Raw genomic sequence first — 24,411 nt, forward strand, 5'->3', positions numbered from 1 at the left:
AGACAGAGATGGCGCAACGGGCAATCACCGCAGGCGGCGCACCAGAGGGTTTTGATGCGCGGCTGATCCTGAAGGAAGCCGCAAGCAGCGATGCGCCGGTGGTGCATGTCGCACGGGATGACAAGCGAATGGAGGCGACGCGGGCGGCGTTGGCTTTCTTTGCGCCGGATATGCCTGTGATCAGCTTTCCGGGTTGGGATTGCCTGCCCTATGACCGGGTGTCCCCCAATGCCGATATCGCCGCCGCGCGGATGGCCACGCTGGCGGCGCTGGTGCATCAGATGCCGGGGCAGTTTGTGCTGCTGACTACGCTCAATGCGGCCACTCAGCGTGTCCCTGCGCGCCAGGTTCTGAAGGATGCCGCCTTTGTGGCGGAGGTGGATCGACGTATCGATGAGGAGGCGCTGCGCAGCTACCTGACGCGGATGGGCTTCACCAAGAGCCCGACGGTGATGGAGCCGGGCGATTTTGCCGTGCGGGGCGGGATCATTGATATCTTTCCTCCCGGGCAGAGCGGCCCGGTGCGGCTGGATCTTTTTGGTGATGTGCTGGATGGAGCGCGGCGGTTTGATCCGGCGACCCAGCGGACCACGGAGAAGCTGTCGATTGTCGAGCTGGCGCCGGTTTCCGAGGTGATTTTGGACGAGGCCGCGGTAACCCGGTTCCGGCAGAACTATCGGATCGAGTTTGGCGCGGCGGGCACGGATGATCCGCTGTATGAGGCGGTGTCTGCAGGGCGGAAATACCAGGGCATCGAACATTGGTTGCCGTTTTTCCATGATCGGCTGGAGACGTTGTTTGACTATCTGCCGCAGGCCACAGTGACTCTGGACGATCAGGTGACGCCCGCCCGATTGGCGCGCTGGGACAGCATCGTGGATCAGTATGAGACCCGCAAGATTGCGATGGCGCAAAAGGGGCGGATGGACACGGTCTACAAACCTGTGCCGCCGGGGTTGCTTTATCTTGATGACGCATCTTGGGAGGCGGCAATCGGGGATCATCGGGTGATCCAGTTCCATCCGCTGCCACAGGCCAGCGAGCCGGGTGTGATTGATGCGGGGGGGCGGATAGGGCGTAATTTTTCTCCTGAACGACAGCTGGAAAGTGTCAGCCTTTTCAAATCTCTGGCGGATCACATTAAAGCACGGATGCAGGTGGGACCGGTTGTGGTCGCCTCCTATTCCGAGGGCGCACGGGAGCGGTTGACCGGTCTGATTGAGGATGAGGGCCTGGCGGAGGTCATCGCGATCAAGGACGGAACCCGGATTGGCAAATCCGGTCTGCATCTGGCAGTCTGGGCGCTGGAACATGGGTTTGAGACCGATGATCTGACGGTGATTTCCGAACAGGATGTGCTGGGGGATCGGCTGATCCGCGCGCCAAAGAAACGCCGCAAGGCGGAGAATTTCCTGACCGAGACACAATCGCTCAGCCCCGGCGATCTGGTGGTGCATGTGGACCACGGGATTGGCCGCTACAAGGGGCTTGAGGTTGTCACTGCCGCAGGCGCTGCGCATGAATGCATCCTGCTGGAATATGCAGAGCAATCAAAGCTGTACCTGCCGGTTGAAAATATTGAGCTGCTGTCCAAATACGGCCATGACGAGGGTCTTCTGGACCGTCTGGGCGGCGGTGCCTGGCAGGCCAAAAAGGCAAAGCTGAAGGAGCGGATCCGCGAGATGGCGGATCGGCTGATCCGGGTCGCCGCAGAGCGCGCGCTGCGCAAGGCGCCGATGATGGATCCACCGCCGCATGCCTGGGAAGAATTCTCCGCCCGCTTCCCCTATCAGGAAACCGACGATCAGCTGCGCGCGATTGGCGAAGTGATGGAGGACCTGCAATCCGGCTCTCCCATGGATCGGCTGATCTGCGGTGATGTCGGTTTTGGCAAGACTGAGGTTGCGATGCGCGCTGCCTTCATTGCGGCGATGTCCGGTGTACAGGTCGCGATTGTTGCGCCCACCACGTTGCTTGCCCGTCAGCATGCGGCGGCCTTCGCGCAGCGGTTTCGCGGGTTTCCTTTGGAAGTCAGGCAGTTGTCGCGGTTTGTTACTGCAAAGGAAGCCGCCAAAACCCGCGAGGGTATGGCCAAAGGGACCATTGATATTGTCGTTGGCACCCATGCTTTGCTGGCAAAATCCGTCCGGTTCCAGAACCTCGGCCTGCTGATTATCGACGAGGAACAGCATTTCGGTGTCGCCCATAAGGAACGGCTAAAGCAGATGCGCAGCGACATCCACGTGCTGACGCTGACCGCAACGCCAATCCCGCGAACGCTGCAATTGAGCCTGACTGGCGTGCGGGATCTCTCCATCATCGGCACCCCGCCGGTGGACCGTCTGGCCATCCGCACCTATGTGAGCGAGTTTGATGCGGTCACCATCCGAGAAGCCCTGCTGCGGGAGCATTATCGCGGCGGGCAGAGTTTCTATGTGGTGCCGCGCATCACCGATCTGCCGGACGTTGAGGCCTTCCTGCAGGAGCAGCTGCCCGAACTGTCCTATGTCGTCGCCCATGGTCAATTGGCGGCGGGCGATCTGGATGACCGGATGAATGCCTTTTACGATGGCAAATTCGACATTCTGCTGGCCACAACAATTGTCGAATCCGGTCTGGATATCCCGACCGCCAACACGATGGTGGTGCATCGCGCGGATATGTTCGGTCTGGCGCAGCTTTATCAGATCCGGGGCCGCGTGGGGCGGTCAAAAACGCGCGCCTATGCGTATCTCACCACCAAGCCCCGTGTGCGGCTGACGCCCGGTGCGGAAAAACGTCTGCGCGTGCTGGGATCGCTGGATACGTTGGGGGCAGGGTTCTCGCTGGCCTCGCAGGATCTGGATATTCGCGGGGCGGGCAATCTCCTGGGTGAAGAGCAATCCGGCCAGATGCGCGATGTGGGCTATGAGCTTTATCAATCCATGCTGGAAGAGGCGATTGCCAAGATCAAATCTGGTGAGCTGGAAGGCCTGTCCGGCAGCGATGACCAATGGGCGCCGCAGATCAACCTTGGCGTACCTGTGTTGATCCCGGAGAATTACGTGCCGGATCTGGATGTGCGTCTGGGTCTTTATCGACGGCTCTCGGATTTGAGCAGCAAGGTGGAGCTGGAAGGTTTTGCCGCGGAGCTGATCGACCGTTTTGGGCCGCTGCCCAAAGAGGTTAACACGCTGATGCTGGTGGTGCGGATCAAGGCGATGTGCAAACGCGCCGGGATCGCCAAGCTAGACGGTGGGCCAAAAGGTGCAACCATTCAGTTCCACAATGATAAATTCGCCTCACCGCAGGGTTTGGTGGAATTCATTCAGGCGCAGGACGGTCTGGCCAAGGTGAAGGACAACAAGATTGTCGTACGCCGTGACTGGAAGAAAGACAGCGACAAGATCAAAGGTGCCTTTGCCATCGCGCGGGATCTGGCTGAAAAGGTTGTTGCCGAAAAGAAGAAAGCCAAGGCGAAGGCGAAATCTGGTTGAATAGGCTGACGCGCTGGACATGAAAAAGCCCCTCCAACTGCTTGGAGGGGCTTTGTTTTCTATCGTGATATGCGGGGTTACTCCGCCGCCACCCGGTTTTCGACCCGTGCCATATGCACCATGATGGCGTAGCCTGCGACCACCATCAGCAGGATCGCCCCAGTGAGTGGCGCAATGGAGCCATCAAACAACAGACCCACCGTCGCGGCAGCTGCGGCGGCAAACACCGTGGACACACCACCCACGATAGAGGCGGCCATGCCTGCGATATGGCCCATCGGCTCCATCGCCATGGCGTTGAGGTTGCCAAGCGTCAGACCGGCCATGAAAAACACGCTGGTCTGCCAGGCCACAAACAGCCCGAACATAAGATCTCCGGAAAGTGGAAATGTCTCGAGGCTCAGCATGAGGGTTGAGAAGATGATCTGCCCCCCCAGTGCCCAGGACACCATACGCCGCATGCCAAGGCGCACCACAAGCGACGCGTTGATGAGGCTGCTGCTGCCCGACATGATGGCTATGAAACCAAACCAGAACGGGAAACTGGCTGCGCGATCAAAGACCACATCGTAGATGGGCTGAACCAATGTGATCATGCAAAACAGCATCGCAAGACAGAAACATTGCACCATCATCGACAGCCGAACCGTGGGATGCCGCAGCATCTCGATCAGGGCTGCCTTAAGATTTGGCAGGCGAAACGGGCGGCGGTTTTCGACGGGCAGCGGCTCGGGTAGGCGCAGGCCCATCCACAGGACGATGATGACCGCAAACAGCGCGAAGGCCAGGAAGATGCCGCGCCAGCTGGTCAGCACGATAATGCCCGCGCCCATCATCGGAGCGATGGCTGGCACGAGGGTGAAAATCAGCATGGCGATGGACATCATCCGGGCCATTTCCCGACCAGAATAGAGGTCGCGCACAATCGCCAGTGCCACGACGCGCGGTCCGGCAGCACCGAGCCCCATCACCACACGGCTCAAGAGCAGCATTTCGATGGAAGAGCTGGCGTAGGCCACCAGCGCGGCAGCAATATAAAGGCCCGCAGCGGCAAAAATGACGGTTCGGCGGCCAAAGGCATCGGAGAGCGGCCCGGTAAAAAACGTGCCGATCCCCATGCCAAGCGCAAAGGTCGCAATGACCAGCTGCGCGCGGTTGGGGTTGTCGGAGCTGAGCGTCTGACCAATTTCGGGCAGCGCAGGCAGCATGGCGTCGATGGAAAATGCAACAGTTGCGAACATCATCGCAATCAGGGCAATGAACTCAGCTTTGGACATGCTGATCTGTATATCTTTTGTCATTTGAAACCTCAGGCGACACATCAGGAGCCCCGGTAATCGGGAGCTGTCTGGGCGGCGCTCTGTCCGCGCTAACATATCTCTCGGGATTGGACCAGCAGCCAAAACGCACAGTTTTATGTGCATCGTTGTATCTGGCCGCGCCGCAAAGGTCTGGACTGCCCTGTGCAGCAGATCCAGACTTTCAATATAGGGCTAGGTGTACTGAGGGCGCGCGTTCAGGCTTAGTCGGCCTCCGCGGCGTCACCTTCCTGCAGCTGTCTCTGGATGTCGGCGATCACCTGTTTCCACAGTTCGGGCTGCTGCGCGCCCGGCACGGCGTGCTGGTTCGCGACAACAAATGTTGGCACAGATGTGACCCCCATCTTGCGCGAGTGGGCGTCGCGGTTGCGGATCTCCTCGGCGTCGGTGTCGCCAGACAACAGCCGTAGGGTAACGGCGCGGTCCATTCCCGCAGCCTCAGCAATATCGGCGAGGATTTCTGCGTCGCCAATATCCTTGGCCTGCACGAAATAGGCATCAAACAGCGCATCGACCACCGCGCTCTGCTTGCCCTCAATCCCCGCCCAGTGGATCAGGCGGTGCGCATCCAGCGTGTTCGGCGTGCGCTCCATGGCTTCGAAATTGATCTGAAGCCCGGCGGCGCTGGCGTGTTCGACAACCGGGGCATAGGCTTTCACCGCGCCGTCCTTGCCGCCAAATTTCGCCTCAAGATAACTGCGCCGATCCATGCCTTCGCGCGGCATATCGGGGTTGAGCTGGAACGGGTGCCATTCAATGACAAACGGATGATCGCCAACCTCGGCCAGCGCCTTGTCCAGATGGGTTTTGCCGATATAGCACCAGGGGCAGATCGGATCGGACAGTATATCAAGCTTTACAAGGCTCATGACGGGGTCCTTTGGTGTCGGATGTAGCAATCGGGCAGGGCGCGACGCAGCAGTTTGCCGTTGGCACCGCTGGGCAGCGCGTCGAGACGCAGATAGGCGCGCGGCTGTTTGTAGCGCGCCAGTCGGTCCTTGGCAAAAGCCGAAAGCGCCTCAGCGGTCACGTCTTTGGCACTGGTATAGAACGCGACAATGATGTGGGTATCGGGTTTTACCTCGACAGAGGCGACCGCCACCTGCTCCAGATCGGGGTGGGTTGCCAACGCGGCTTCCACCTCAAGCGGGGAGACGCGATAGCCGCCTGCGTTCATCATGTCGTCGTTGCGGCCGAGATAGCGGATCTGATTGTCCTCTGTCATCGCGCCCAGATCGCCGGTCAGGAACCACTCACCCTGATAGCGGTGCTCGGTGGCGGCTGCGGCGTTGTGATAGCCGAGCATCAACCCCGGATCGCGGCGATCAATGGCGATGACGCCGGGGGAGTTGGGGGGCACAGGTTGCCCGGCTGGATCCAGAATGGCAATCCGGCGCCCCGGTTGTGGCCAGCCCAATGTGTCGCCCACCTGCGCCGGATCGCGGTGGCGCGCCGGATCGGCCGAGATGAAGGTGGAACATTCCGACATGCCAAACGCCTCGTAGAGCGCGGTGCCGGTGGCTGCCCGCCAATCCCACGCCACCTGGCTTGAGAGTTTCTCCCCGGCGCAGAGACCGTGGCGCAGGACGGGTAGATGTAGCGTCCGGTCGTTTTGCAGCAGTTTGCGATAGACGCCGGGCGCTGCGGCAAAGAGGCTGGCATCATGCTGCTGCAAGAGGTTGGGCAGCGCGGCGATCGGGGTGCCATCTTCTGGGATAAGTGCCGTTGCCCCGAGGCTCCACGGGTCCATCAGCCCGGTGCCCAGCGTAAAGGTCCAGTTGAACGCACCGGCATGGAGCAGGCGATCTGTGGGGTGCAGATCATACCAGTGACGGATCATCATTTGGCGCGCCCAGATTGCCCGGTGGGCATGCACAACCGCGCGCGGATTTCCGCCGGTCCCGGAGGTGTAGACGATATAGGCCGGTCGATCAGGATCGCCGAGCTGCATCTGAAACTGGTTTTCAGGCGGTGCGGCGCGCTGCATGGCCTCAAGTGAGTCGCGGTTGATCTCGCAGGGGTGCGGTGCTGAGGCGATCCCCGGATCGCGCAGGATCGCAGCAGGCGACAGGTCATCTATGATGCGCGCCACCTCAGGCTCGGTCAGCTGCGCGGAGGTTGGAACCGGCACCAGTCCGACCGCGATGGCGGCCAGATAGGCAATCGGAAAGATCGGCGTATTGCCCAGCCGCAACAGCACCCGGTCGCCGGGAGACAGCCCCTCGGCCAGCAGTCCGGCGCCCAGTCCACGCACCGCAGCGCGCAGGGCCCCGTAGGTGTAGATCTTTGACGACGGCGCTTGCAATTGATCTGATGTGTCCGCGTCGGGCTGAGACTGCGGCGACAGCACGCGCAGCGCGTCTGCATCCGCTTTTGCGGGACGCGCTGCCGCGCGCTGGTAGAGCACGTGGTCGGCCAGATTGAACGGCATGGGGCAGGGCGCGAAAGGCCCGCTGTCAAACACAGATTGCATCTCGATTGGCTAACTTGGCAAACCACGCGTTGCAAGATTGCGTCCCCCGGCCTATAGGAAAAAGCATGACCGCTCGTGATCCCAAATCGCTTATCACTATTGCCCGTGCATCGGGTGAGGCTGCCGAAACCGAGCCATTGGATCTCGGCGCTCGGGTGCGCGAGTTGCGCAAGGCGCGGGACTGGACGCTGGAACATGCCGCCAATCAGGCGGGGCTGGCGCGATCAACCCTGTCGAAGATTGAAAATGGTCAGATGTCACCGACTTACGAGGCGTTGAAGAAGCTGGCGGTGGGGCTTCAGATCTCGGTTCCACAGCTGTTTACCCAGCCGCAACGGGATCAGGTGAATGGCCGTTTGACTGTTACCAAAACCGGTCAGGGATCTGCCCATGCCACCACGACCTATGAACATGAGCTGCTGGCCGACAGCCTGACACGCAAACAGATGTTGCCCTATCGCGCCCGTGTACGGGCGAGATCGATGGATGAGTTCGAGGGCTGGGTGCGCCACGACGGTGAGGAATTCCTATACGTACTGACCGGTGTCGTACGGCTTTATACTGAGTTCTACGAACCGATCGAAATGCGGCGTGGCGACAGCGCCTATTACGACGCGGCCATGGGGCATAACGTGATCTCGCTCAGCGACGAGGATGCAACGATCCTCTGGGTGACATCGCTGTCCTGAGCAGGTGGCTTTGAAACAAATCTCTCGCCAGTCCAGCGCCGAGCGTGAACTTCACGGTCAAAACGGATCTGTTCTTGACTGATTACATCATTCAGATTTCCACAGACTAGCCGTCCCTGGGTGTGTTTTCGACCGCAGCAGGGTCGGTTTAGATCAGTTGAATTTACGTTCCAGCTCCCGGTGCAGGCTCTCGGTGTAGAGGAAATCATCCACCTCCTCCCGCGCTTCTGTCAGCGTCAGGTGATGGGTGCGGGCCAGATAGGCGACGAACTTATCTTTATCGTCGAACAGGGATGGGGCCGAGCGGGTCTGCAGATGCGGAAACCGTTGTTTGAGACGGGGCATCCTGTCGAACCAGCTGGCGCGGGCTGTTTGAACAGGCATGGGGGGCTCCCTCCGGGTCAAAATTTCGAATGGGTATTGATGCTAGCATTTTTTGCAAAAAAAGAAAGTCCGCGTCCTGTCGAATGCATCCGGGGGCCGGGTTTCACCTGAGGTTTGCTTTGGGCCGGGCCGCAGTTAATCGGGCCGAAACAGGCGGGTCAGCACCAGATGCGCGAGGCCAACACCGATAAACTGCATGACGATGAACATCAGAATATGACCGGGGTAGATGCCTGCAAATGTATCGCTGAACCCGCGCGCAATGGTCACCGCCGGATTGGCAAAACTGGTCGACGCAGTGAACCAGTAGGCTCCGGTGATATAAAAAGCGACAAGGGCGGGCACTGCATCGGGGCGTGATCGCAGCCCCCCAAAGATCACAAACAACAGACCAAAGGTTGCGAGGATTTCCGAGAACCATTGGGCGCCCCCGGTCCGATGCATGGTAGTAGAGGTCTGCAGGATGGTCAGATCAAACATCACATGGCTGGCCCAGACGCCGAGGATGCCGCCAATGATCTGCGCGGCCACATAGGGCGGCACCGCCCCCCAGCTGTGATCACCTCGCAGCGCGAAGGCCAGCGTGACCGCCGGGTTGAAATGTGCGCCAGAAATCGGCCCCAGCGTCGTGATGATCACATAGAGCATGGCGCCCGTCGCTACGGCGTTGGCCAGCAAAGCCAAGCCGATGTTTCCACCCGACAGGGTTTCGGCCATGATCCCCGACCCCACAACGCCGATCAGCAGAAAGCCGGTGCCGAGCGTTTCGGCGATCAGTTTTTGTATGGTCATGGCAGCTCTCCGATACGGATCAGGTCTTGGCGTAGTGTGTCAGTGTCGAGGTCTTCCAGTGGCAGGTCCAGAAACGCCAGCGCGCGTCGCTCCAGCCGATCATAGGCAACGCGGAAGGCCGCATCCCAGTCAGGTTTCGCGGCTGCCGCCGGATCTTCGACGCCCCAATGGGCGCGCAACGGGGTGCCGGGCCAGATCGGGCAGGTCTCGCCCGCAGCGGAGGCACAGACGGTGATCACCAGATCCATCTGAGGTGCGCCCTCGGTGGCAAATTCATCCCAGCTCTTAGACCGTGCAGCGCTGGCGTCATGGCCTTTCTCCGCCAGAAGCGTGAGCGACTGCGGGTGAACAGCCCCAGCCGGCCTGGAGCCTGCGGAATAGGCGTTGACGCGCCCGTTGCCATGGCTGTTCAGGAGGGTTTCCAATAGGATAGAGCGCGCTGAGTTGCCGGTGCAGAGGACCAGAATATTCATATGATGAACTCGTTTGATGGCTATGCAGAAGATGTAAGACGGCCGATGTCATCCAGCTGGTGCTGTAGCGATATTCGGTCGAGGCTTTCAAAGGGGAGTGTGGCGAAGTTGCGGATGCGGTTGCGCAGCGCCTCATAGGTCTGCTGATATGCAAGATCAGGTGCTGTGGCTTTGACGGGATCGGGGAGCCCCCAATGGGCGCTCATGGGCTGACCGGGCCAAGTGGGGCAGTCTTCGTTCGCGGCGTGGTCGCAGACGGTGAAGATGAAATCCATTTGCGGCGCAGCACCGGTCGAAAACGCGGTGAGATCCTTGGAACGAAGCCCATTGGTTTCGTGGCCTTTCTCTTGCAACAGATCTAGAACCTCCGGACGCGGCGCGGGGGAGGGGCGGCTACCTGCGGAATAGGCGCGGAACCGTCCGTCGCCTTCCTTTTGCAGGATCGCCTCTGCCATGATGGAGCGGGCGGAGTTGCCAGTGCAGAGAAACAGAACGTTCAGGGGATGGTCGCTGCGAGGCACCAAGGGTTGCTGAACCACGGCAGGCTGGCAGATATCGGGTCGATTGTAGCAGCAATCAGACAACAGATCGTCGAACAAGCTCCGCAGCCCCTCCAACTGCGCCCGGTAGAGCAGCGAGGTGCCTTGCCGTTCGGCGCGGATCAAGCCGGCGGAGCTGAGCGTCGAGAGGTAGCTGGAAACGGTGTTGGCCTTCTGCGCCAAAGCGGTGGCGATTTCACCCGCCGGAACAGCATCGGGATAGCGCCGCATCAGCAGGCGAAACAGCGCCAGCCGATTTGGATGCGCCAAAGCCGAAAGTTGCGATGTGATCTCTATTTCCATATTTCACGAAATACAGAATTATATATGTTGGGTCAACGAGAAGTTCTGGCCATAAAAAGGCCCGCCCCGAAAAAGGTCGGAGCGGGCCGGGATGTCGGCGCGGGTCCTGGCGTCAGTCGGCCTGATACCACCAGACTTCGGGCATATAGGCGATGCCATCGCCGCTGACTGGTAGCTGCTCGGGGAATTTCAACTCCTTGCGATGGGCAATGCGCGCTTCGGCGTATTGCCAGACCGGCATCACATAGCGTCCCGCTGTCAGCAGACGGTCAAGCGCGCGGGCGGCGGCTGTGAAATCCTCCTTGCTCTTGGAGGTCAGCATGGTGTCGATCATTGCATCCACCGCCGGATCCTCAATCCCGATCAGATTGCGTGATCCCGGCTGCTGCGCAGCGGCGCTGCCCCAATACAGATATTGCTCGTTGCCAGGGCTGAGCGACATCGAGCGGCGGAAGAAGGTCATGTCGTAGTCAAACGCCTGCTGACGCTGCACAAACTGGGCGCTGTCCACCATGTCGGATTCGAGCGCGATGCCGAGGCGTTCCAGCGCGCGGGCATAGATTTCCACGACCGAACGCATCTCACCCTCGCCCAGATTGCCGGGGGTCAATAGCACCTTGAATTCAAGCACGTCGCCATCTGCGTTGCGCATGATGCCGTCTTGGACCGTCCATCCGGCCTCCGCCAGCAGTTTGGTTGCGATGCGCAGGTTCTTGCGATTGCGCTCGCTGCCGTTGCTGACCGGCAGCGTATAGCCCTCCATCACGCCGGGGAGCAGGCTGTCTTTGAATGGGCTCAAGAGCTCGCGCACCTTGCCTTCGGCAGCTCCGGGCTGCATGGCCAGGGTGGAGTTCGAGAAATAGGAGGAAATCCGCGGCTGGCTGCCACCTGTCAGTGTTTCGTTCATATATTCGAAGTTGAACGCCTGGATCAGCGCCTCGCGCACCCGCCAATCGTTCAATGGGGCACGGCGGGTGTTCATCGCGATACCCGTCATGCCGGAGGGTTTGCCGTTGGGGATGACGCTCTTGATCACCTCGCCGGATGTCACCGCAGGAAAATCATAGGCCTTGTCCCATTTGGCGGCGTTGAATTCGCGGATTGCAGAAATCTCGCCAGCTTTGAAGGCTTCCAGCAGAACAGTCTGGTCGCCGTAGAAATCCAGCCGGATCTCATCGAAGTTACTGGTGCCGCGTCTGAGCGGCAGATCGCGCCCCCAGTAGTCAGGGTTGCGGGAAAAGCGGATGAAGCGGCCCGGTTCGAAATCAGCGACGGTGTAGGGACCAGAGCCAATCGGTGCCTCATCCAGACCGGAGGCGGCAAAATCCTTGCCCTCCCACTGTCCCTTTTTCAGGATCGGACGCAGACCTGCGATGAGCGCCAGTTCACGATTGTCCTCATTAAATGTAATGCGCAGGCTGCGCGCGCCCGTTTGTTCGATGCTGTCGATCTGGTTCCAGAACCGCCGATAGCGGATATGCCCCTCCTGTCCGAGGGTTTCATAAGACCAGATGACATCTGCGACCGTGACTGGTGAGCCATCGGAGAATCGGGCCTCCGGACGCAGTGTGAATTCAACCCATGCGCGATCCTCCGGCACCTCAATCGATTCGGCGAGCAGCCCATAAAGCGTGAACGCCTCGTCCGCGGATCGACCCATCAGACTCTCATATCCCCAGAACCTCATCTGCCAAGGGGGGGTGCCTTTCTCGGCGAAGGGGTTCAACGTATCAAAGCCGCCGGTGTTGCCAAAGACCACCCTGCCGCCCTTGGGCGCATTAGCGTTTGCATAGGGTAAAGACACAAAATCCGGTGGTAATGCCGGGTCCCCATACATAGCTATGCCGTGCGCTGATTCTGCTTGTGCAAAATTAACGCTTGCGCTGAGGATGATTCCGGCCAAGACCGGTCGAACTCTAAAGAAAAAATCTGGACGCACTTTTGCAACAATCCTGCTCTGGCCTTATTTTCATGAACACCAACGCTAACGGCGCTGTCAGGTCAATTCAAACTTTTAGCTTGGATGAGCGGGGGAAATTGCTTATAAAGGTCTCACTGCTCGATAGGTTTCTTGCCTGTATGAAACCTGCCTCAATAACTTAACGCCCGCTTCGTGCGGGCGTTTTTTTTTGGCTTAGCGGTTTCCAATTGCATCAGCCTGTTACACCGCAGAGGGCGGATCCGGATGTCATCTGATCTGCCTCACCGGTTGCTGGACGCGCATTTTTCTGACCGGTTTCTTGCAACTTTCACGCAGTGATTGCCGTTTCCTTTGCAGGTGCAGCATGCCACAGTTGCACCAATCAGGTTTTGCACGGGAAGGGAAGAGCAAGATGACGTTGAGCGGCAAATGTGCGGTGATTACCGGATCGAATTCTGGGATCGGTCTTGGGGTTGCGCGGGAGATGGCGCGCGCCGGGGCAGATGTGGTTCTGAATTCGTTCACCGACCGGGACGAGGACCATGCGCTGGCCGCCGAGATCGCCGCCGAATTCGGTGTTGAGGCACGCTATATACAGGCCGATATGTCCGATGCGGAAGCCTGTCGGGCCCTGATCACCAAATCCGGCCGCTGCGATATACTGATCAATAATGCGGGTATTCAGCATGTGGCGCCAGTCGATGAATTTCCCGTCGACAAGTGGAATGCCATCCTTGCCATCAACCTGTCGTCGGCCTTTCACACCGCCGCCGCGGCCCTGCCGATGATGCGCAGTGCAGGGTGGGGTCGGGTGGTTAATATCGCCTCGGCGCATGGTTTGACGGCGTCACCCTACAAGTCGGCTTATGTCGCCGCCAAACATGGCGTGGTCGGTCTGACCAAGACGCTGGCGCTGGAAACCGCAGAGGAACCGATCACCGCAAACGCCATCTGTCCGGGCTATGTGCTGACCCCGCTGGTGGAGGCGCAGATCCCCGACACGATGGAAAAATACAATATGGGCCGGGAAGAGGTGATCAAAAAGGTGATGCTGGAGCGCCAGCCCTCGCGCGAGTTTGCAACGGTCGAACAATTGGGCGGCACGGCAGTGTTTCTCTGTTCCGATGCGGCGGCGCAGATGACAGGCACCACCCTGAGCGTCGATGGTGGCTGGACCGCGCTGTAGTCGCGATGCAGACGTGGAGAGGGGGCCAGCCCCCTCTTGCCCCATCAGGGGCAATTCACCCCCGGAGTATTTTGGGAAAGGTGAAAAGCGAAATGCGCAGGCCCCGATCTGCGCCGCCGGTCAGGAGATAGAGTGTGACAAAGCGGATCAATCTGGCCCTGCAGGGCGGCGGCGCGCATGGGGCGTTTACCTGGGGTGTTCTGGACCGGCTCTTGGAGTGTGAGAATCTGGAGATCGCCGCGATCACCGGGACCTCTGCCGGTGCCCTGAACGGGGCGGCGTTGAAATCCGGGCTGGTTCAGGGAGGGCGTGCAGGGGCGCGGGCCTGTCTTGATCATCTCTGGCACCGGATGGGGGCGGTGGGTGACATGCGGTTTGCCCATTGGCTGGCTGGGCTTGATGCAGCACCGCTGCTGGGCGCATTGGACTGGATCGCGCCGTTTTCCCCGCGTGAGGCCATGGGCCAGATCCTGTCGCCCTATAGCTATGGGCCGTTCTATCGCAATCCGCTCAGACCCGTGGTGGAGGGGTTCAACTTTGCCGAGGTTTGCGCAGATCAGGGGCCACAGCTGTTCATCTGCGCCACATCGGTACGCAGTGGCAAGGTGCGGGTGTTTTCCGGTGAGGAGGTCACGACCGACGCGATCCTGGCCTCAGCCTGTCTGCCGAACCTGTTTCAGGCGATTGAGATTGAAGACCCGAAGACCGGACGGTTGGAGCGCTATTGGGATGGCGGTTATACCGGCAATCCGGCGCTGTTTCCGCTTTACCGGCCTGAATTGCCATCGGATGTGGTAATCGTCAGCATCAACCCGCTGGAACGCGATGAGCTGCCGCGCACGCCGCAGCAGATCCAGAACCGGGTGAATGAAATCAGCTTCAACTCATCTCTGTTGCGAGAGCTGCGGGCGATTTCCTTCGTTCAGCGGTTGCTGGCGGAGGGACAGCTGGCGGCGGGAGAGATGAAACGGGTGTTGGTGCATATGATCGCCGATGATGATCTGATGCGGGAGCTGTCCGTCAATACCAAGCTGATCCCGATCCCACAGATTCTGGCGAAGCTGAAAGCCGCCGGACGTGCAGCTGCGGAGCAGTTTCTGGAGCAGGACAGCGACGCCATCGGCCTCCGGTCCACGGTGGATCTGGCGGAGATGTTTGGCTGAGCGCAGAACCTCGGCCTGATGGTGCCCCCTATAGGGAGCGCCGGAAGTCAGTCTGAGACGAGCTCGGCAGGTTTCGTCGGATCCTTGGCGTTGGGATAGACAAGTCCGGCGGAGATCACCAGTTTGGCAGCCTCTTCCACAGTCATGTCCAGCGGGATCACATCTTCCTCAGGAAAGAACAGCAGAAACCCGGATGTGGGGTTTGGTGTGGTCGGCACAAAAATCGACAGGAGGTTGCCACCCGTCTCGGCCCGCGCTGCCACCTCACCTTTGGCGGTGGTGGAGACAAATCCGATTGCCCAGATGCCACGGCGCGGATACTGGATAAGGCAGGCCGTGTCGAAGCTGCGTTCGGTCTGGGCAAACACCGTTTCCGAGATCTGTTTGATCCCCGAATAGATCGAGCGCACCACCGGCATGCGGTCCACCAGGCTTTCGGCAAAACCGATAAGTGAACGGCCGATGATGCCCTTGGCGATCCAGCCCACCACAATGGTGAACAGCAGGAAGATGATCAGACCAACCCCGCGCAGGTTGATTCCGATATATTGCTCGGGCCGCACGGTATGCGGCACCAGCGGCAGCACCACACCGTCGATCCAGCCCATCACCGTCCATAACAGCCAGATGGTCAGCCCGACCGGTGCAATGACCACGATGCCGGTAAAGAAGGACGACCGCAGCCGGGCAAAAAGGCCGGGGCGGCGGGGCGTGTTTTCGTCGTCAAATGGCGTGGTCATCTGTGCGTTTCACCGGTGAGGAACGTAAGGAAGCTAGGCAGGGATCTGCGCAACCGCAATGGGCAGCTGCGCAGAAAGAGCCTTTATTGCTTCAAGTTGACCAATTCCTTGGCGATTTCAGCGGCCAGCCGGGCATTGTTGCGCACTAGCGCAATATTGGCGGTCAGTGACCGGCCCTCGGTCAGCTCAAAGATGCGTTGCAGCAGGAAGGGGGTTACCGCCTTGCCGGCGACGCCTTGCGCATCCGCCTCGGACTGGGCCTGCGCCAGAACCGGTGCCAGATCTTCGGCAGCGATCTGGTCGCCTGCCGGGGTCGGGTTGGCGATCAGCTGTCCGCCGGGCAGCTCCATAGCCTGACGGGTGGCATGGGCGCGGGCGATCTCTGCGGCGCTGTCCATGCGCAGGGGGGCAGCCAAGTCAGAGGTCGCCGACCAGAACGCCGGAATGCTGTCCTGCCCATAGGCGATGACCGGCACACCTTGGGTTTCCAGCACCTCAAGCGTTTTGGGAATATCTAGGATCGCCTTGGCGCCTGCGGCCACCACGGTAACCGGGGTTTGCGCCAGTTCCATAAGGTCGGCAGAAATGTCGAAGCTGGTTTCTGCGCCCTTATGGACGCCGCCGATGCCGCCAGTGGCAAAAACACTGATCCCGGCCAGCCGGGCCGCGATCATGGTCGCCGCAACGGTGGTGGCGCCAGTGCCGCCGGTGGCGATACAGGCGGGCATATCCGCACGCGAAATCTTCGCGACATTCTTGGCCTGGCCAAGCGCCTGCAGTTGGTCCGCCTCAAGCCCGATGTGCAGCACGCCGTCAATCACGGCCATGGTGGCCGGAACGGCACCCGCGGCGCGGATATCATCCTCGACCTGTGCGGCCACCTCTACGTTCTGGGGATAGGGCATCCCGTGGGTGATGATGGTGCTTTCAAGCGCAACGATGGCCTGGCCGGAGGCGCGGGCTGCTGCGACTTCGGCGGAAAATGTCATGTTGATCAAAGGGGGGGTTCTCCTGAAACATAGGTTGCAGCGGCCTTCAGCGCCGATGCAAGGGAGGTTTCGCGGTCTTCGCCGCGGGCCTCGGCTGCGATATGTGCAGCCATGAAGGTATCGCCAGCGCCCGTCACGCGCGCGACGGTCACGCGCGGCGGGGCCTGGGTGATCAGCCCATTGTGGTCCGCTTCGGTGGCGGTGCTGCCGCCATCGGTGACCAGTACCCGCGCGGCGCCGCGATCCAGCATGGCGCGAGCGGCGGTGGGGCTGTCGGTGAATTCGTCCTGACAGAGCAGGCCTGCTTCCTCAAGGTTCACATAAAGCGTGCCACAGCTGCGCAGCAGGAACGGGCGCAGACGCTCGGCCTTGCCGGGTGAGGCAGGGGCGACGCGCAGGTCTGCTTTCGCAAAGGCCGGGTTGGCGGTGATATCATCCAGCAGCGACAAGGTCAGATTGCCGTCCAGCGCCACCGGGCCACTATATGGTGCATCCTCGCTGCCAAGGGCGCCATCAATCAGCGGGCGCAGGATCTTCGCACCTGCGGCTTCCAGCGAATGGGCGTCTGCGATGGCGGCAATCAGACCATTGGCACCCTCGACCGCCATATAGCGGTCGGTGGGCAGATCCTCAGAGCGGTAGAGGTGGTCCGTGATCAGGCCAAGATGGGCGCAGGCATGGACCAATTCATCCCCTTCAGGATCGCGACCGATCGCGCTCAGGAGGGCCGGGCGCAGGCCAAAACGGGCCAGTGTCATCGCAATGTTCATCGCAACACCGCCGGGCAGGCGGGTGATCCGCCCCGGCATATCCGACCCGCGCTGCATTTCCGCGGTGCACCGTCCAATGATGTCCCAGAGCACTGATCCGATACAGAGGATATCAGGCTGCGCTGAGGCAGTGCCGCCGGTTGGGGGCGTGGCGTCAGATTGATGCGAGGCGGGAACATGCGGAGGCTGTGTCATAAATCCCGTATTGCCGCGTTTTTTCGCCCCCCGCAAGCGACAACAGACCTAGGGAATGGCGAAAGTCAGGGCAGCCCAGTGCGTCTGCCAGACCGGCGCGGGCTTGCCTGTGGTCGCGCTATCATGCCCGGATGTGGCCTCAGGATCCAATGGGCGCAGCACCACGGCATCCAGGAGATAGACGTGGCCTGATTTCACAGACACCACGGCGCGGCCATCTGCATCAGTGCGGATCAATGTGATCGACACAGTGTCATCCGGCGCTCGTTCGAAGACCTCAACCTGAGCGTGGCTGCGTGGGCGGTCCTGAAACCGCAGGTCGACCGGTAGGCCGGTGCTCAGATCATCGCTGTAGGGGTTGGCCAACGCGACAAATTCAGTGAGCAGGCCAACCGCGCGGTCCGATCCCGCACCACTGCCAACAGCGATCAGTGATTTTGCGTGGCGGGTGTACCGCTCGGCAAACCCTGTGCGGGGCAGGTTGCGGGCGCTGTGGCGCTGCTCGATATCCGGGAAGTCCTTATGGGCCGCGAATTTTGCGAAATCCTCCCAGCTGTCATAGGTCAGATCGTCCGGTGTGGTCTCGTGAGCCACCACCAGCAGCCCCTCTGCAGGCGGCTCCAGCTGAAGCGCAGGCAGGTCGCCCATGCGTCCGCTATAGGGGCGGGCCTCCGCCTGATCCCAGATCTCGAAGCGGGCGATGTTTCGGTCGAAATATGGCAGCCGCGCACCGCTGAACACTTGCCCGTTGCGCAGATCTGCCTGAACCGAGGCGCCTAATTTTACTTGATATTTTTCTGGCGCAATCCAAAACTCGTGGGCAAGGGCAGCGCGACCGACGGTGTTTGCGGCAAGCGCGAGCAGGATAAAAGCAACAGGGCGGGCAAAACGCATGGCGCAGATGAGACCTCTGGCTGGGACGGTGGGTTACAGACATTGGCAGAGCGCGGCGCAGATGCCGCGCGGAGGGCTGATCCGCTGGCGGCATCACCTGAGGCGTCTGCTGCTGGTCCTGCTCTTCTGGAGCGTCTCACACTCTAGCGGTTTCGCCCATGAAGTCACGCCGACGATTGCGGATTTTGAGATTTCCGGTGATCAGCTGGCCATGGATCTGCGGATCAACGCCGAGGCATTTGTGGCGGGTATTGATCTGGATGGCATGTCCGATACTGACACGGCTGATCAGGCGCAGGACTATGACGACCTGCGCGCGCTCGGCCCGGATGAGCTGGCGCCGATGGTGCAGCTCTTTGCCGAAGATTGGTTGCAGAGCCTTCAGGTAGAGGCACGCGGCGCTATCGCGATGGAGGTAACCGCGATTGAGATCCCGGAACCGGGGGACATTGGCCTGCCGCGCAGTACCTTGCTGCGGCTTTCGGGCGAAATCCCGGACGGCGCGCGCGGGCTGAAACTGGGCTGGCCAAAGGGGTCGGGCGGTGTGGTTCTGCGCCAAAATGGTGTCGAAGGTCCCTACACCGGCTATCTGCAGGGCGGGGAAACCACCCCGACCATTCCCCTGTCTGGCGGACTGGCGCAGACGCCGAGTGAGGCGTTTGTCGATTATATCCCCGTCGGCTACACCCATATTCTGCCAAAGGGGCTGGATCATATCCTGTTTGTGCTGGGCTTATTCTTCTTCAGCACCCGGCTGCGGCCTCTGATCTGGCAGATCAGCGCCTTCACGGTGGCACATACCATCACCCTGGCGCTTGGCGCTCTGGGGTTGGTGCAGATCAATCCTGCCATTGTGGAACCTCTGATTGCCGGATCAATTGTATTCGTCGCGGTGGAGAACATCTTTGCCCGGAAACTGCACAGCTGGCGAACGCTGGTGATCTTTGGCTTCGGGTTGCTGCACGGGCTGGGGTTCGCCTCGGTGTTGGGCGAGTTTGGCCTGCCGGATGCGCAGTTCCTGCCTGCGTTGCTGGGCTTCAATGTTGGCGTCGAACTGGGGCAGCTGACCGTTGTGGGGGCGGCTTATGCGCTCCTCGGGTTCTGGTTCTGGCGGCATCCGAAATATCGGGGCCGGGTCGCCATCCCGGCCAGTTTCACCATTGCGCTGATCGGTGGCTACTGGTGCGTGGAGCGGCTGTTCCTCTGACCGGACGGGACGCCGGTCAGATGTGCTGTCTCGGACGTGTCTTTGGCGACATTCAACCGGTGTGGGCCTTTTAGCCCTCCATCGCCGCCAGCAGGCTGCGCAGGCTCATGAGCGGGTCCTCTTCGCGCCAGATCTCATCTCCGATGCCGAAGAAATCCGTATAAGGCGTCAGATCGCGGACCAGCTCAGGTGTGAGGCCGCCCTCTGCCACCACCGGCACTTCGATCATCTGGGACCACCACTCAAAGAGCTCTTTCTGGGCCTGATTGCCATCGCCCAGACCGGAGGTCCCAACCGGGCCGAAACTGACATAATCGGCACCGGCTTCGGCGGCGGTCAGACCATCGTGGCGCGACGCCGCGCAGAAACTGCCAACAATCGCATCGGCGCCAAGCGCCTTGCGTGCCGCGCGAATGGGACGGGCGGCGTCCGACAGATGCACCCCGTCAAGGCCCAGACGCTCTGCCAGGATCTGATGGTCGGCAATCACGATGGCCACATCGCGGGCATGGGCCACAGCGCGCAGGGCATCACCCGCCCGGCTCAGCGTGTCCTCATCGCGGCTGGCCAGCTCAAGACGGACGCAGGCAATGTCCACCGAATCCAACACCCGCGCCAGTTGGTCGGGAAAGCGACCAAGCTCAAAACTGGGGGGCGTCGTCAGATAGATCTGCGGCGTTTCGGGGGCGTCAGCGGGGCTGTCCATGGGGAGGGCTCCTGTTCAGTGGTTGTCGGTGTTTAGCGCATCTGCCACTGGACGCAAGGATTTGGCGACATCCCGAGCGGGATATTTCCGTGTGATGCAGCGCTGATATATCAGGAATATAGCGGGTTTCCCGCAGAAGTCGCCCCGCGCGGCCTTGCCCATCACGCCTGTGCCGACTACAGCAGTGCAGCTTTTTTGGAGAACCGGATGCCCAGCGACACCCCTCAACCCGCTTTTGTCCTCGTGCGCCCGCAGATGGGCGAGAACATCGGCGCCGCCGCCCGCGCGATGTGGAACTTTGGGCTGGACCGGATGCGCATCGTGGCGCCGCGCGATGGCTGGCCCAACCCCAAGGCCGTCGCCATGGCCTCAGGCGCGGGGCGGTTGCTGGATGAGGCGCGGCTGGCAGAGGAACTGGCAGGCGCCCTAGAGGATTGCGATTTCGTCTTTGCCACCACCGCGCGCCCGCGCGAGCTGACGAAACCTGTTTACAGCCCGGAAGCCGCGATGAAACTGGCCGCAGAGAAAATTGCGACAGGGGAAAAAGTGGCGGTGATGTTCGGCCCTGAACGAGCAGGCCTTGAGAATGAGGACATTGCCCGCGCGAACGCCATTATCTCGGTCCCCGTGAATCCCGAGTTTGCGTCGCTAAACCTTGGCCAATGCGTATTGCTGACGGCCTATGAATGGCGGCGTCAGATGGCTGAGGTCGCGCCCGTCGTGACCGATCTTGGCAAATCCGACTGGGCCAGCCACGCGGATGTTGATGCGCTGGTTAACCATTATGAGGACCGTTTGGATGAGGCAGGGTTCTTCTTTCCGCCGGATAAGGCGCCCAGCATGAAAACAGTGTTCCGCAACATGTTCAGCCGGATGCCGCTGACCCGTGCAGACGTTCAGATGCTGCATGGTGTCATGCGACAGATGGTCCGCTGGAAAGAAAAACGCGACTGAGACGCGACTTCGGGCGAATTTGCACCACAGTCGCCCACTGGACGGGGCCGAACATGCGGCCTAGCTTGACGGGAAATTGGAAGAGGCAAGCATGAGCAAGCGCAGCATTTTCGAAGAGGTCTCTGGCAACGAGCCGCAAGAACGCCGACAGGCGACACCCGGCGGTATTGATCGCACCCGCCGCGGCGCAAGAGGCGCAATTCGGGCGTGGCTGGCAGTGCTGTTTGCGCTGGTGGTGACGATGATTGTTGTCGGCGGGTTGACCCGGCTGACCGACAGTGGGCTGTCGATCACCGAATGGCGGCCTGTGACCGGTGCCATGCCACCGCTGAGCGAGGCAGACTGGCAGGCGGAATTCGACAAATACAAAGAAATCGATCAGTGGCGCATTGAGAACCAATGGATGCAGCTGGCGGATTTCAAAGAAATCTATTGGTGGGAATGGGGCCATCGCCAGTTGGGCCGGGTGATTGGCCTGGTCTGGGCGCTGGGGTTCCTTGGCTTTGCGGTTACACGGCAGATCCCGGTTGGTTGGGCCGGACGGCTGGCACTGCCCGGCCTTCTGGGCGCTGTTCAGGGCGCGATCGGATGGTGGATGGTGGCCTCCGGTGTAACGCAGGGCGAGGGCATGACCTCGGTCGCGTCTTACCGCTTGGCGACGCATCTGGGGTTGGCCTTTGTCATTCTGGGCTTCATCGCTTGGTATATGTTCCTACTGGGGCGCGAAGAGCGCGATCTGATGCAGGCGCGCCGGGCCAAGGAGACCAAGCTGTTTGGTCTCTCTACCGGCCTGCTGCACTTCAGCTTTTTGCAGATCATCCTCGGTGCGCTTGTTGCGGGCATCGACGCGGGGCGGTCCTACACCGACTGGCCCTTGATGGGTGGGCAGATCCTGCCGCCTGAGCCGTTTATGCTGCAGCCGCTCTGGACCAATTTCTTTGAAAACCCGGGCCTTGTGCAGTTCATTCACCGGATCAGCGGTTATCTCCTGTTGGCCTTTGGCGTGGTGGTGTGGTTGCGCGGGCGTAACAGCGCCCACCTGCGCACGCGCTTTGCCTTTAACGCGGTCTTTGCCGCGCTGTTGTTGCAAATGGTCCTCGGTATTGTCACCGTGCTCTATGCGGCGCCCTGGCAGATCGCGATCCTGCATCAGCTGATGGCTGTCTGCCTCTGGGTCCTGATCCTCAGGGCGCGGTATCTGTCGGGTTATCCCATTGCAACTTCGATTAAGGATCACTGAGAATGAGCGCATTTGACGACTTGATGGCCTATGAGCGGGACACCCAGGCGCTTGGCCAGATTGCGGGCCGATTGGGCTGGGATCAGGAGACCATGATGCCCCGCGGTGCCGCCCCCCAGCGGGGCGAAGAAATGGCCGCGATTGAGGCGGTTCTGCATGCCCGGCGCTCCGATCCGCAGGTCGCTGACTGGCTGGCACGGGCTGAGGCCCCGGATGAGGTGGGTGCGGCGCAGCTGCGCGAGATCCGTCGCAGTCATGAGCGTGCCGTCAAGGTGCCCGGCGATCTGGCGAAACGCATCGCCCGCGTCACCTCCGAGGCACAGGGAAAATGGGCCGCCGCTCGGGCGGCTGAGGACGTCGCAGCCTTCCTGCCGGTGCTGGAGGAAGTGGTCGCACTGAAACGCGAAGAGGGGCAGGCCTTGGCTGCCGGGGGCGATGTCTATGACGCGATGATCGCTGACTATGAACATGGCACCACCGCTGCCGAGATTGCAGCTCTGTTTGATGCCATGCGCCCGCGTCTGGTTGATCTGCGCGCGCGCGTTTTGGACAAACCCGCGCCGAAGGGCGTCAGCGGGCATTTCGATGCCGACAAGCAGATGGCGTTGACCACAACGCTGGCGGAGACTTTTGGCTACCAGATGCGCCATGGTCGGGTCGACAAGGCAGTGCATCCTTTCTGTTCCGGAAGCGGTCTGGATGTGCGCGTGACCACGCGGACCAGCGACGATGATCCCTTCAACTGTTTCTATTCCACCATTCACGAGGTCGGCCACGCTGCCTATGAGCAGAACATTGATCAGGCCTATCTGCTGACCCCACTGGGGCGCGGCGTATCTATGGGTGTGCATGAAAGCCAAAGCCGGATCTATGAGAACCAACTGGGCCGCAGCCGTGCCTTTACCGGCTGGTTGTTTGATCAAATGGTGCCGCAGTTCGGTGACTTTGGCATTGCAGATGCCGATGCGTTCTATGCGGCCGTGAACGCGGTTCACAACGGCTACATCCGGACTGAGGCCGATGAGTTGCAGTATAACCTGCATGTGATGATGCGCTTTGATCTGGAGCGCGCGCTGATGTCCGGTGATTTGCAGGTGCAGGATCTGGAGGCGGCCTGGAATGACCGTTTCGCCGCTGATTTCGGCTATGACGTTGATAAACCCTCCAATGGTTGCCTTCAGGACGTGCATTGGTCGGTGGGGCTGTTTGGCTATTTCCCGACCTATTCGCTGGGCAATGTCTATGCGGGTTGTCTCTATCAAACGCTGCGTCAGGCGGTGCCGGATCTGGATAAGCAACTGGCGGCGGGGGATACGGTCGCCGCAACCAGCTGGCTGCGCGATAATCTGCAAACCCATGGCGGGCTGCGCAGCCCGGTTGAGACCATCACCCATGCCGCAGGCATGGCGCCCAGCCCGGAGCCGCTGCTCAGCTATCTGGAAGAGAAGTTCGGCGCGCTTTACGGGCTGTAAAGCGACACGCCACACAATCAACGAAGCCCCCGTCAGTCACTGGCGGGGTTTTTTCCGTTCCGGTGCCGCGCGCGTCTCGCTGGCGCAGGTCCGTTCAGATCAGCGCCATACGCTCGGCGCGTTCAGGATCAGGGAAGGGTCGGTACAGGCCGAAGTCAGCAGAGGCAATCAGCGCATTCACATTGGCATAGAGCCGCTCGACATTCTCGTCCATTTCACCCAGCACCCGAAACGCCTGATCCAGCTGGGTCATATTCGCGAATTCGATTTCCAGCAGAAAATCCCGGTGATTGTCGCTGGCCAGGTTCAGTTTGCGGCGCAGCAGGCGCCAGCCCTGAATGACATCCCGTTCACGCAGATAGGACATCCATTGGTCCACGGCATTTGCAAAGGCAATCGCCTTCGCCTCGTGATGCAAATCGATCGAGCAGTGATAGAGGTTCATGTCAGGCCTCCCTTGGCGATGGCGTGTATCGCTGGAAGGCTGACAGAAACTGCTTAGGTTTCGATTAACGAAAAACGCCAC

The 24,411-nt window shown here is 60.7% G+C and carries 22 protein-coding genes; 8 read left to right on the forward strand and 14 right to left on the reverse strand.

The features are described from left to right. The first annotated feature begins 8 nt into the window (after nt 1-8). Nucleotides 9-3,476, forward strand: coding sequence for a transcription-repair coupling factor (mfd, locus tag phaeop14_RS06945; protein WP_096789121.1), 3,468 nt, complete (start codon nt 9-11; stop codon nt 3,474-3,476). Between the two features lie 77 nt (nt 3,477-3,553). Here the strand turns inward: mfd and phaeop14_RS06950 are convergent, their stop codons facing one another. From phaeop14_RS06950 to phaeop14_RS06960, 3 genes are all read right to left on the reverse strand, one after another. Then, complete coding sequence (locus phaeop14_RS06950; RefSeq protein WP_096789122.1) at nt 3,554-4,777, reverse strand: MFS transporter; 1,224 nt, start codon at nt 4,775-4,777, stop codon at nt 3,554-3,556. A 221-nt stretch (nt 4,778-4,998) separates the two neighbouring features. Further along, nucleotides 4,999-5,664 carry a DsbA family oxidoreductase gene (locus phaeop14_RS06955; protein WP_040178421.1) on the reverse strand — a complete coding sequence of 222 codons (666 nt, stop codon included), beginning with the start codon at nt 5,662-5,664 and terminating at the stop codon, nt 4,999-5,001. After that, nucleotides 5,661-7,268 (reverse strand): class I adenylate-forming enzyme family protein, encoded by a 1,608-nt coding sequence (locus phaeop14_RS06960; protein ID WP_096789123.1) that lies wholly within the window; start codon nt 7,266-7,268, stop codon nt 5,661-5,663. The genes phaeop14_RS06955 and phaeop14_RS06960 overlap by 4 nt, the downstream gene beginning before the upstream one ends. A gap of 65 nt (nt 7,269-7,333) precedes the next feature. Between phaeop14_RS06960 and phaeop14_RS06965 the strand changes: the two genes are divergently transcribed. After that, complete coding sequence (locus phaeop14_RS06965; RefSeq protein ID WP_024097329.1) at nt 7,334-7,957, forward strand: helix-turn-helix domain-containing protein; 624 nt, start codon at nt 7,334-7,336, stop codon at nt 7,955-7,957. Nucleotides 7,958-8,110: 153 nt separating this feature from the next. Here phaeop14_RS06965 and phaeop14_RS06970 read toward each other — a convergent pair whose 3' ends face one another. From phaeop14_RS06970 to phaeop14_RS06990, 5 genes are all read right to left on the reverse strand, one after another. Next, nucleotides 8,111-8,341, reverse strand: a complete 231-nt coding sequence (locus tag phaeop14_RS06970; RefSeq protein WP_040169031.1) for a hypothetical protein — start codon at nt 8,339-8,341, stop codon at nt 8,111-8,113. 135 nt (nt 8,342-8,476) lie between these two features. Continuing rightward, nucleotides 8,477-9,133, reverse strand: coding sequence for an MIP/aquaporin family protein (locus phaeop14_RS06975; RefSeq protein WP_040178427.1), 657 nt, complete (start codon nt 9,131-9,133; stop codon nt 8,477-8,479). Next, complete coding sequence (locus tag phaeop14_RS06980; RefSeq protein WP_096789124.1) at nt 9,130-9,606, reverse strand: arsenate reductase ArsC; 477 nt, start codon at nt 9,604-9,606, stop codon at nt 9,130-9,132. Before phaeop14_RS06980 ends, phaeop14_RS06975 begins: the two co-directional genes overlap by 4 nt. Nucleotides 9,607-9,626: 20 nt before the next feature. Further along, entirely contained in the window at nt 9,627-10,448 is an 822-nt protein-coding gene (locus phaeop14_RS06985) for an arsenate reductase/protein-tyrosine-phosphatase family protein (RefSeq protein ID WP_096789125.1), read from the reverse strand. 112 nt (nt 10,449-10,560) lie between these two features. Further along, a complete protein-coding gene (locus tag phaeop14_RS06990; protein ID WP_096789126.1) occupies nt 10,561-12,387 on the reverse strand; it encodes an extracellular solute-binding protein in 1,827 nt (608 codons plus the stop codon). Between the two features lie 394 nt (nt 12,388-12,781). Here phaeop14_RS06990 and phaeop14_RS06995 point away from each other — a divergent pair, with 394 nt between their 5' ends. Then, nucleotides 12,782-13,555, forward strand: coding sequence for a 3-hydroxybutyrate dehydrogenase (locus phaeop14_RS06995; protein ID WP_096789127.1), 774 nt, complete (start codon nt 12,782-12,784; stop codon nt 13,553-13,555). A 134-nt stretch (nt 13,556-13,689) separates the two neighbouring features. Further along, entirely contained in the window at nt 13,690-14,718 is a 1,029-nt protein-coding gene (locus tag phaeop14_RS07000; RefSeq protein WP_096789128.1) for a patatin-like phospholipase family protein, read from the forward strand. Between the two features lie 47 nt (nt 14,719-14,765). Here the strand turns inward: phaeop14_RS07000 and phaeop14_RS07005 are convergent, their stop codons facing one another. The 4 genes from phaeop14_RS07005 to phaeop14_RS07020 form a co-directional block, all read right to left on the reverse strand. Further along, complete coding sequence (locus phaeop14_RS07005; protein ID WP_024097322.1) at nt 14,766-15,458, reverse strand: DUF502 domain-containing protein; 693 nt, start codon at nt 15,456-15,458, stop codon at nt 14,766-14,768. 83 nt (nt 15,459-15,541) lie between these two features. Then, nucleotides 15,542-16,456 carry a pseudouridine-5'-phosphate glycosidase gene (locus tag phaeop14_RS07010; RefSeq protein WP_096789129.1) on the reverse strand — a complete coding sequence of 305 codons (915 nt, stop codon included), beginning with the start codon at nt 16,454-16,456 and terminating at the stop codon, nt 15,542-15,544. After that, nucleotides 16,453-17,412, reverse strand: coding sequence for a PfkB family carbohydrate kinase (locus phaeop14_RS07015; protein WP_244905817.1), 960 nt, complete (start codon nt 17,410-17,412; stop codon nt 16,453-16,455). The genes phaeop14_RS07010 and phaeop14_RS07015 overlap by 4 nt, the downstream gene beginning before the upstream one ends. 48 nt (nt 17,413-17,460) lie before the next feature. Then, on the reverse strand, nt 17,461-18,306 hold the full coding sequence (locus tag phaeop14_RS07020) for a DUF4198 domain-containing protein (protein ID WP_096789130.1): 846 nt from the start codon (nt 18,304-18,306) through the stop codon (nt 17,461-17,463). On the opposite strand from phaeop14_RS07020, the gene phaeop14_RS07025 reads away from it, so the two are divergent. Further along, entirely contained in the window at nt 18,305-19,513 is a 1,209-nt protein-coding gene (locus phaeop14_RS07025; RefSeq protein WP_096789131.1) for a HupE/UreJ family protein, read from the forward strand. The genes phaeop14_RS07020 and phaeop14_RS07025 overlap by 2 nt on opposite strands. Before the next feature lie 70 nt (nt 19,514-19,583). On the opposite strand, the gene phaeop14_RS07030 is transcribed toward phaeop14_RS07025, so the two are convergent. Then, complete coding sequence (locus tag phaeop14_RS07030) at nt 19,584-20,219, reverse strand: thiamine phosphate synthase (RefSeq protein ID WP_040169046.1); 636 nt, start codon at nt 20,217-20,219, stop codon at nt 19,584-19,586. Between the two features lie 207 nt (nt 20,220-20,426). Here phaeop14_RS07030 and phaeop14_RS07035 point away from each other — a divergent pair, with 207 nt between their 5' ends. From phaeop14_RS07035 to phaeop14_RS07045, 3 genes are all read left to right on the forward strand, one after another. Next, complete coding sequence (locus phaeop14_RS07035; RefSeq protein WP_096789132.1) at nt 20,427-21,173, forward strand: RNA methyltransferase; 747 nt, start codon at nt 20,427-20,429, stop codon at nt 21,171-21,173. 91 nt (nt 21,174-21,264) lie between these two features. Further along, nucleotides 21,265-22,413 carry a heme A synthase gene (gene ctaA, locus phaeop14_RS07040; protein WP_096789133.1) on the forward strand — a complete coding sequence of 383 codons (1,149 nt, stop codon included), beginning with the start codon at nt 21,265-21,267 and terminating at the stop codon, nt 22,411-22,413. A gap of 2 nt (nt 22,414-22,415) precedes the next feature. Next, entirely contained in the window at nt 22,416-23,885 is a 1,470-nt protein-coding gene (locus tag phaeop14_RS07045; RefSeq protein WP_096789134.1) for a carboxypeptidase M32, read from the forward strand. A gap of 94 nt (nt 23,886-23,979) precedes the next feature. On the opposite strand, the gene phaeop14_RS07050 is transcribed toward phaeop14_RS07045, so the two are convergent. Then, nucleotides 23,980-24,330: a DUF6614 family protein gene (locus phaeop14_RS07050; protein ID WP_040169054.1), complete on the reverse strand. Its 351-nt coding sequence runs from the start codon at nt 24,328-24,330 to the stop codon at nt 23,980-23,982. Nucleotides 24,331-24,411 lie beyond the last annotated feature (81 nt).

Source organism: Phaeobacter piscinae, assembly GCF_002407245.1.
Classification (GTDB): domain Bacteria; phylum Pseudomonadota; class Alphaproteobacteria; order Rhodobacterales; family Rhodobacteraceae; genus Phaeobacter; species Phaeobacter piscinae.

Bases quoted from the DNA above. Each gene is read 5' to 3' on its own strand.
- phaeop14_RS06975 (WP_040178427.1), bottom strand. From the start codon at position 9,133: ATGACCATACAAAAACTGATCGCCGAAACGCTCGGCACCGGCTTTCTG.
- phaeop14_RS07025 (WP_096789131.1), top strand. From the start codon at position 18,305: ATGGCGCAGATGAGACCTCTGGCTGGGACGGTGGGTTACAGACATTGG.
- phaeop14_RS07045 (WP_096789134.1), top strand. From the start codon at position 22,416: ATGAGCGCATTTGACGACTTGATGGCCTATGAGCGGGACACCCAGGCG.
- phaeop14_RS06995 (WP_096789127.1), top strand. From the start codon at position 12,782: ATGACGTTGAGCGGCAAATGTGCGGTGATTACCGGATCGAATTCTGGG.
- phaeop14_RS07005 (WP_024097322.1), bottom strand. From the start codon at position 15,458: ATGACCACGCCATTTGACGACGAAAACACGCCCCGCCGCCCCGGCCTT.
- phaeop14_RS07035 (WP_096789132.1), top strand. From the start codon at position 20,427: ATGCCCAGCGACACCCCTCAACCCGCTTTTGTCCTCGTGCGCCCGCAG.
- mfd (WP_096789121.1), top strand. From the start codon at position 9: ATGGCGCAACGGGCAATCACCGCAGGCGGCGCACCAGAGGGTTTTGAT.
- ctaA (WP_096789133.1), top strand. From the start codon at position 21,265: ATGAGCAAGCGCAGCATTTTCGAAGAGGTCTCTGGCAACGAGCCGCAA.
- phaeop14_RS07050 (WP_040169054.1), bottom strand. From the start codon at position 24,330: ATGAACCTCTATCACTGCTCGATCGATTTGCATCACGAGGCGAAGGCG.
- phaeop14_RS07015 (WP_244905817.1), bottom strand. From the start codon at position 17,412: ATGACACAGCCTCCGCATGTTCCCGCCTCGCATCAATCTGACGCCACG.
- phaeop14_RS06985 (WP_096789125.1), bottom strand. From the start codon at position 10,448: ATGGAAATAGAGATCACATCGCAACTTTCGGCTTTGGCGCATCCAAAT.
- phaeop14_RS06960 (WP_096789123.1), bottom strand. From the start codon at position 7,268: ATGCAATCTGTGTTTGACAGCGGGCCTTTCGCGCCCTGCCCCATGCCG.
- phaeop14_RS07030 (WP_040169046.1), bottom strand. From the start codon at position 20,219: ATGGACAGCCCCGCTGACGCCCCCGAAACGCCGCAGATCTATCTGACG.
- phaeop14_RS07020 (WP_096789130.1), bottom strand. From the start codon at position 18,306: ATGCGTTTTGCCCGCCCTGTTGCTTTTATCCTGCTCGCGCTTGCCGCA.
- phaeop14_RS06980 (WP_096789124.1), bottom strand. From the start codon at position 9,606: ATGAATATTCTGGTCCTCTGCACCGGCAACTCAGCGCGCTCTATCCTA.
- phaeop14_RS06950 (WP_096789122.1), bottom strand. From the start codon at position 4,777: ATGACAAAAGATATACAGATCAGCATGTCCAAAGCTGAGTTCATTGCC.
- phaeop14_RS06955 (WP_040178421.1), bottom strand. From the start codon at position 5,664: ATGAGCCTTGTAAAGCTTGATATACTGTCCGATCCGATCTGCCCCTGG.
- phaeop14_RS06970 (WP_040169031.1), bottom strand. From the start codon at position 8,341: ATGCCTGTTCAAACAGCCCGCGCCAGCTGGTTCGACAGGATGCCCCGT.
- phaeop14_RS06965 (WP_024097329.1), top strand. From the start codon at position 7,334: ATGACCGCTCGTGATCCCAAATCGCTTATCACTATTGCCCGTGCATCG.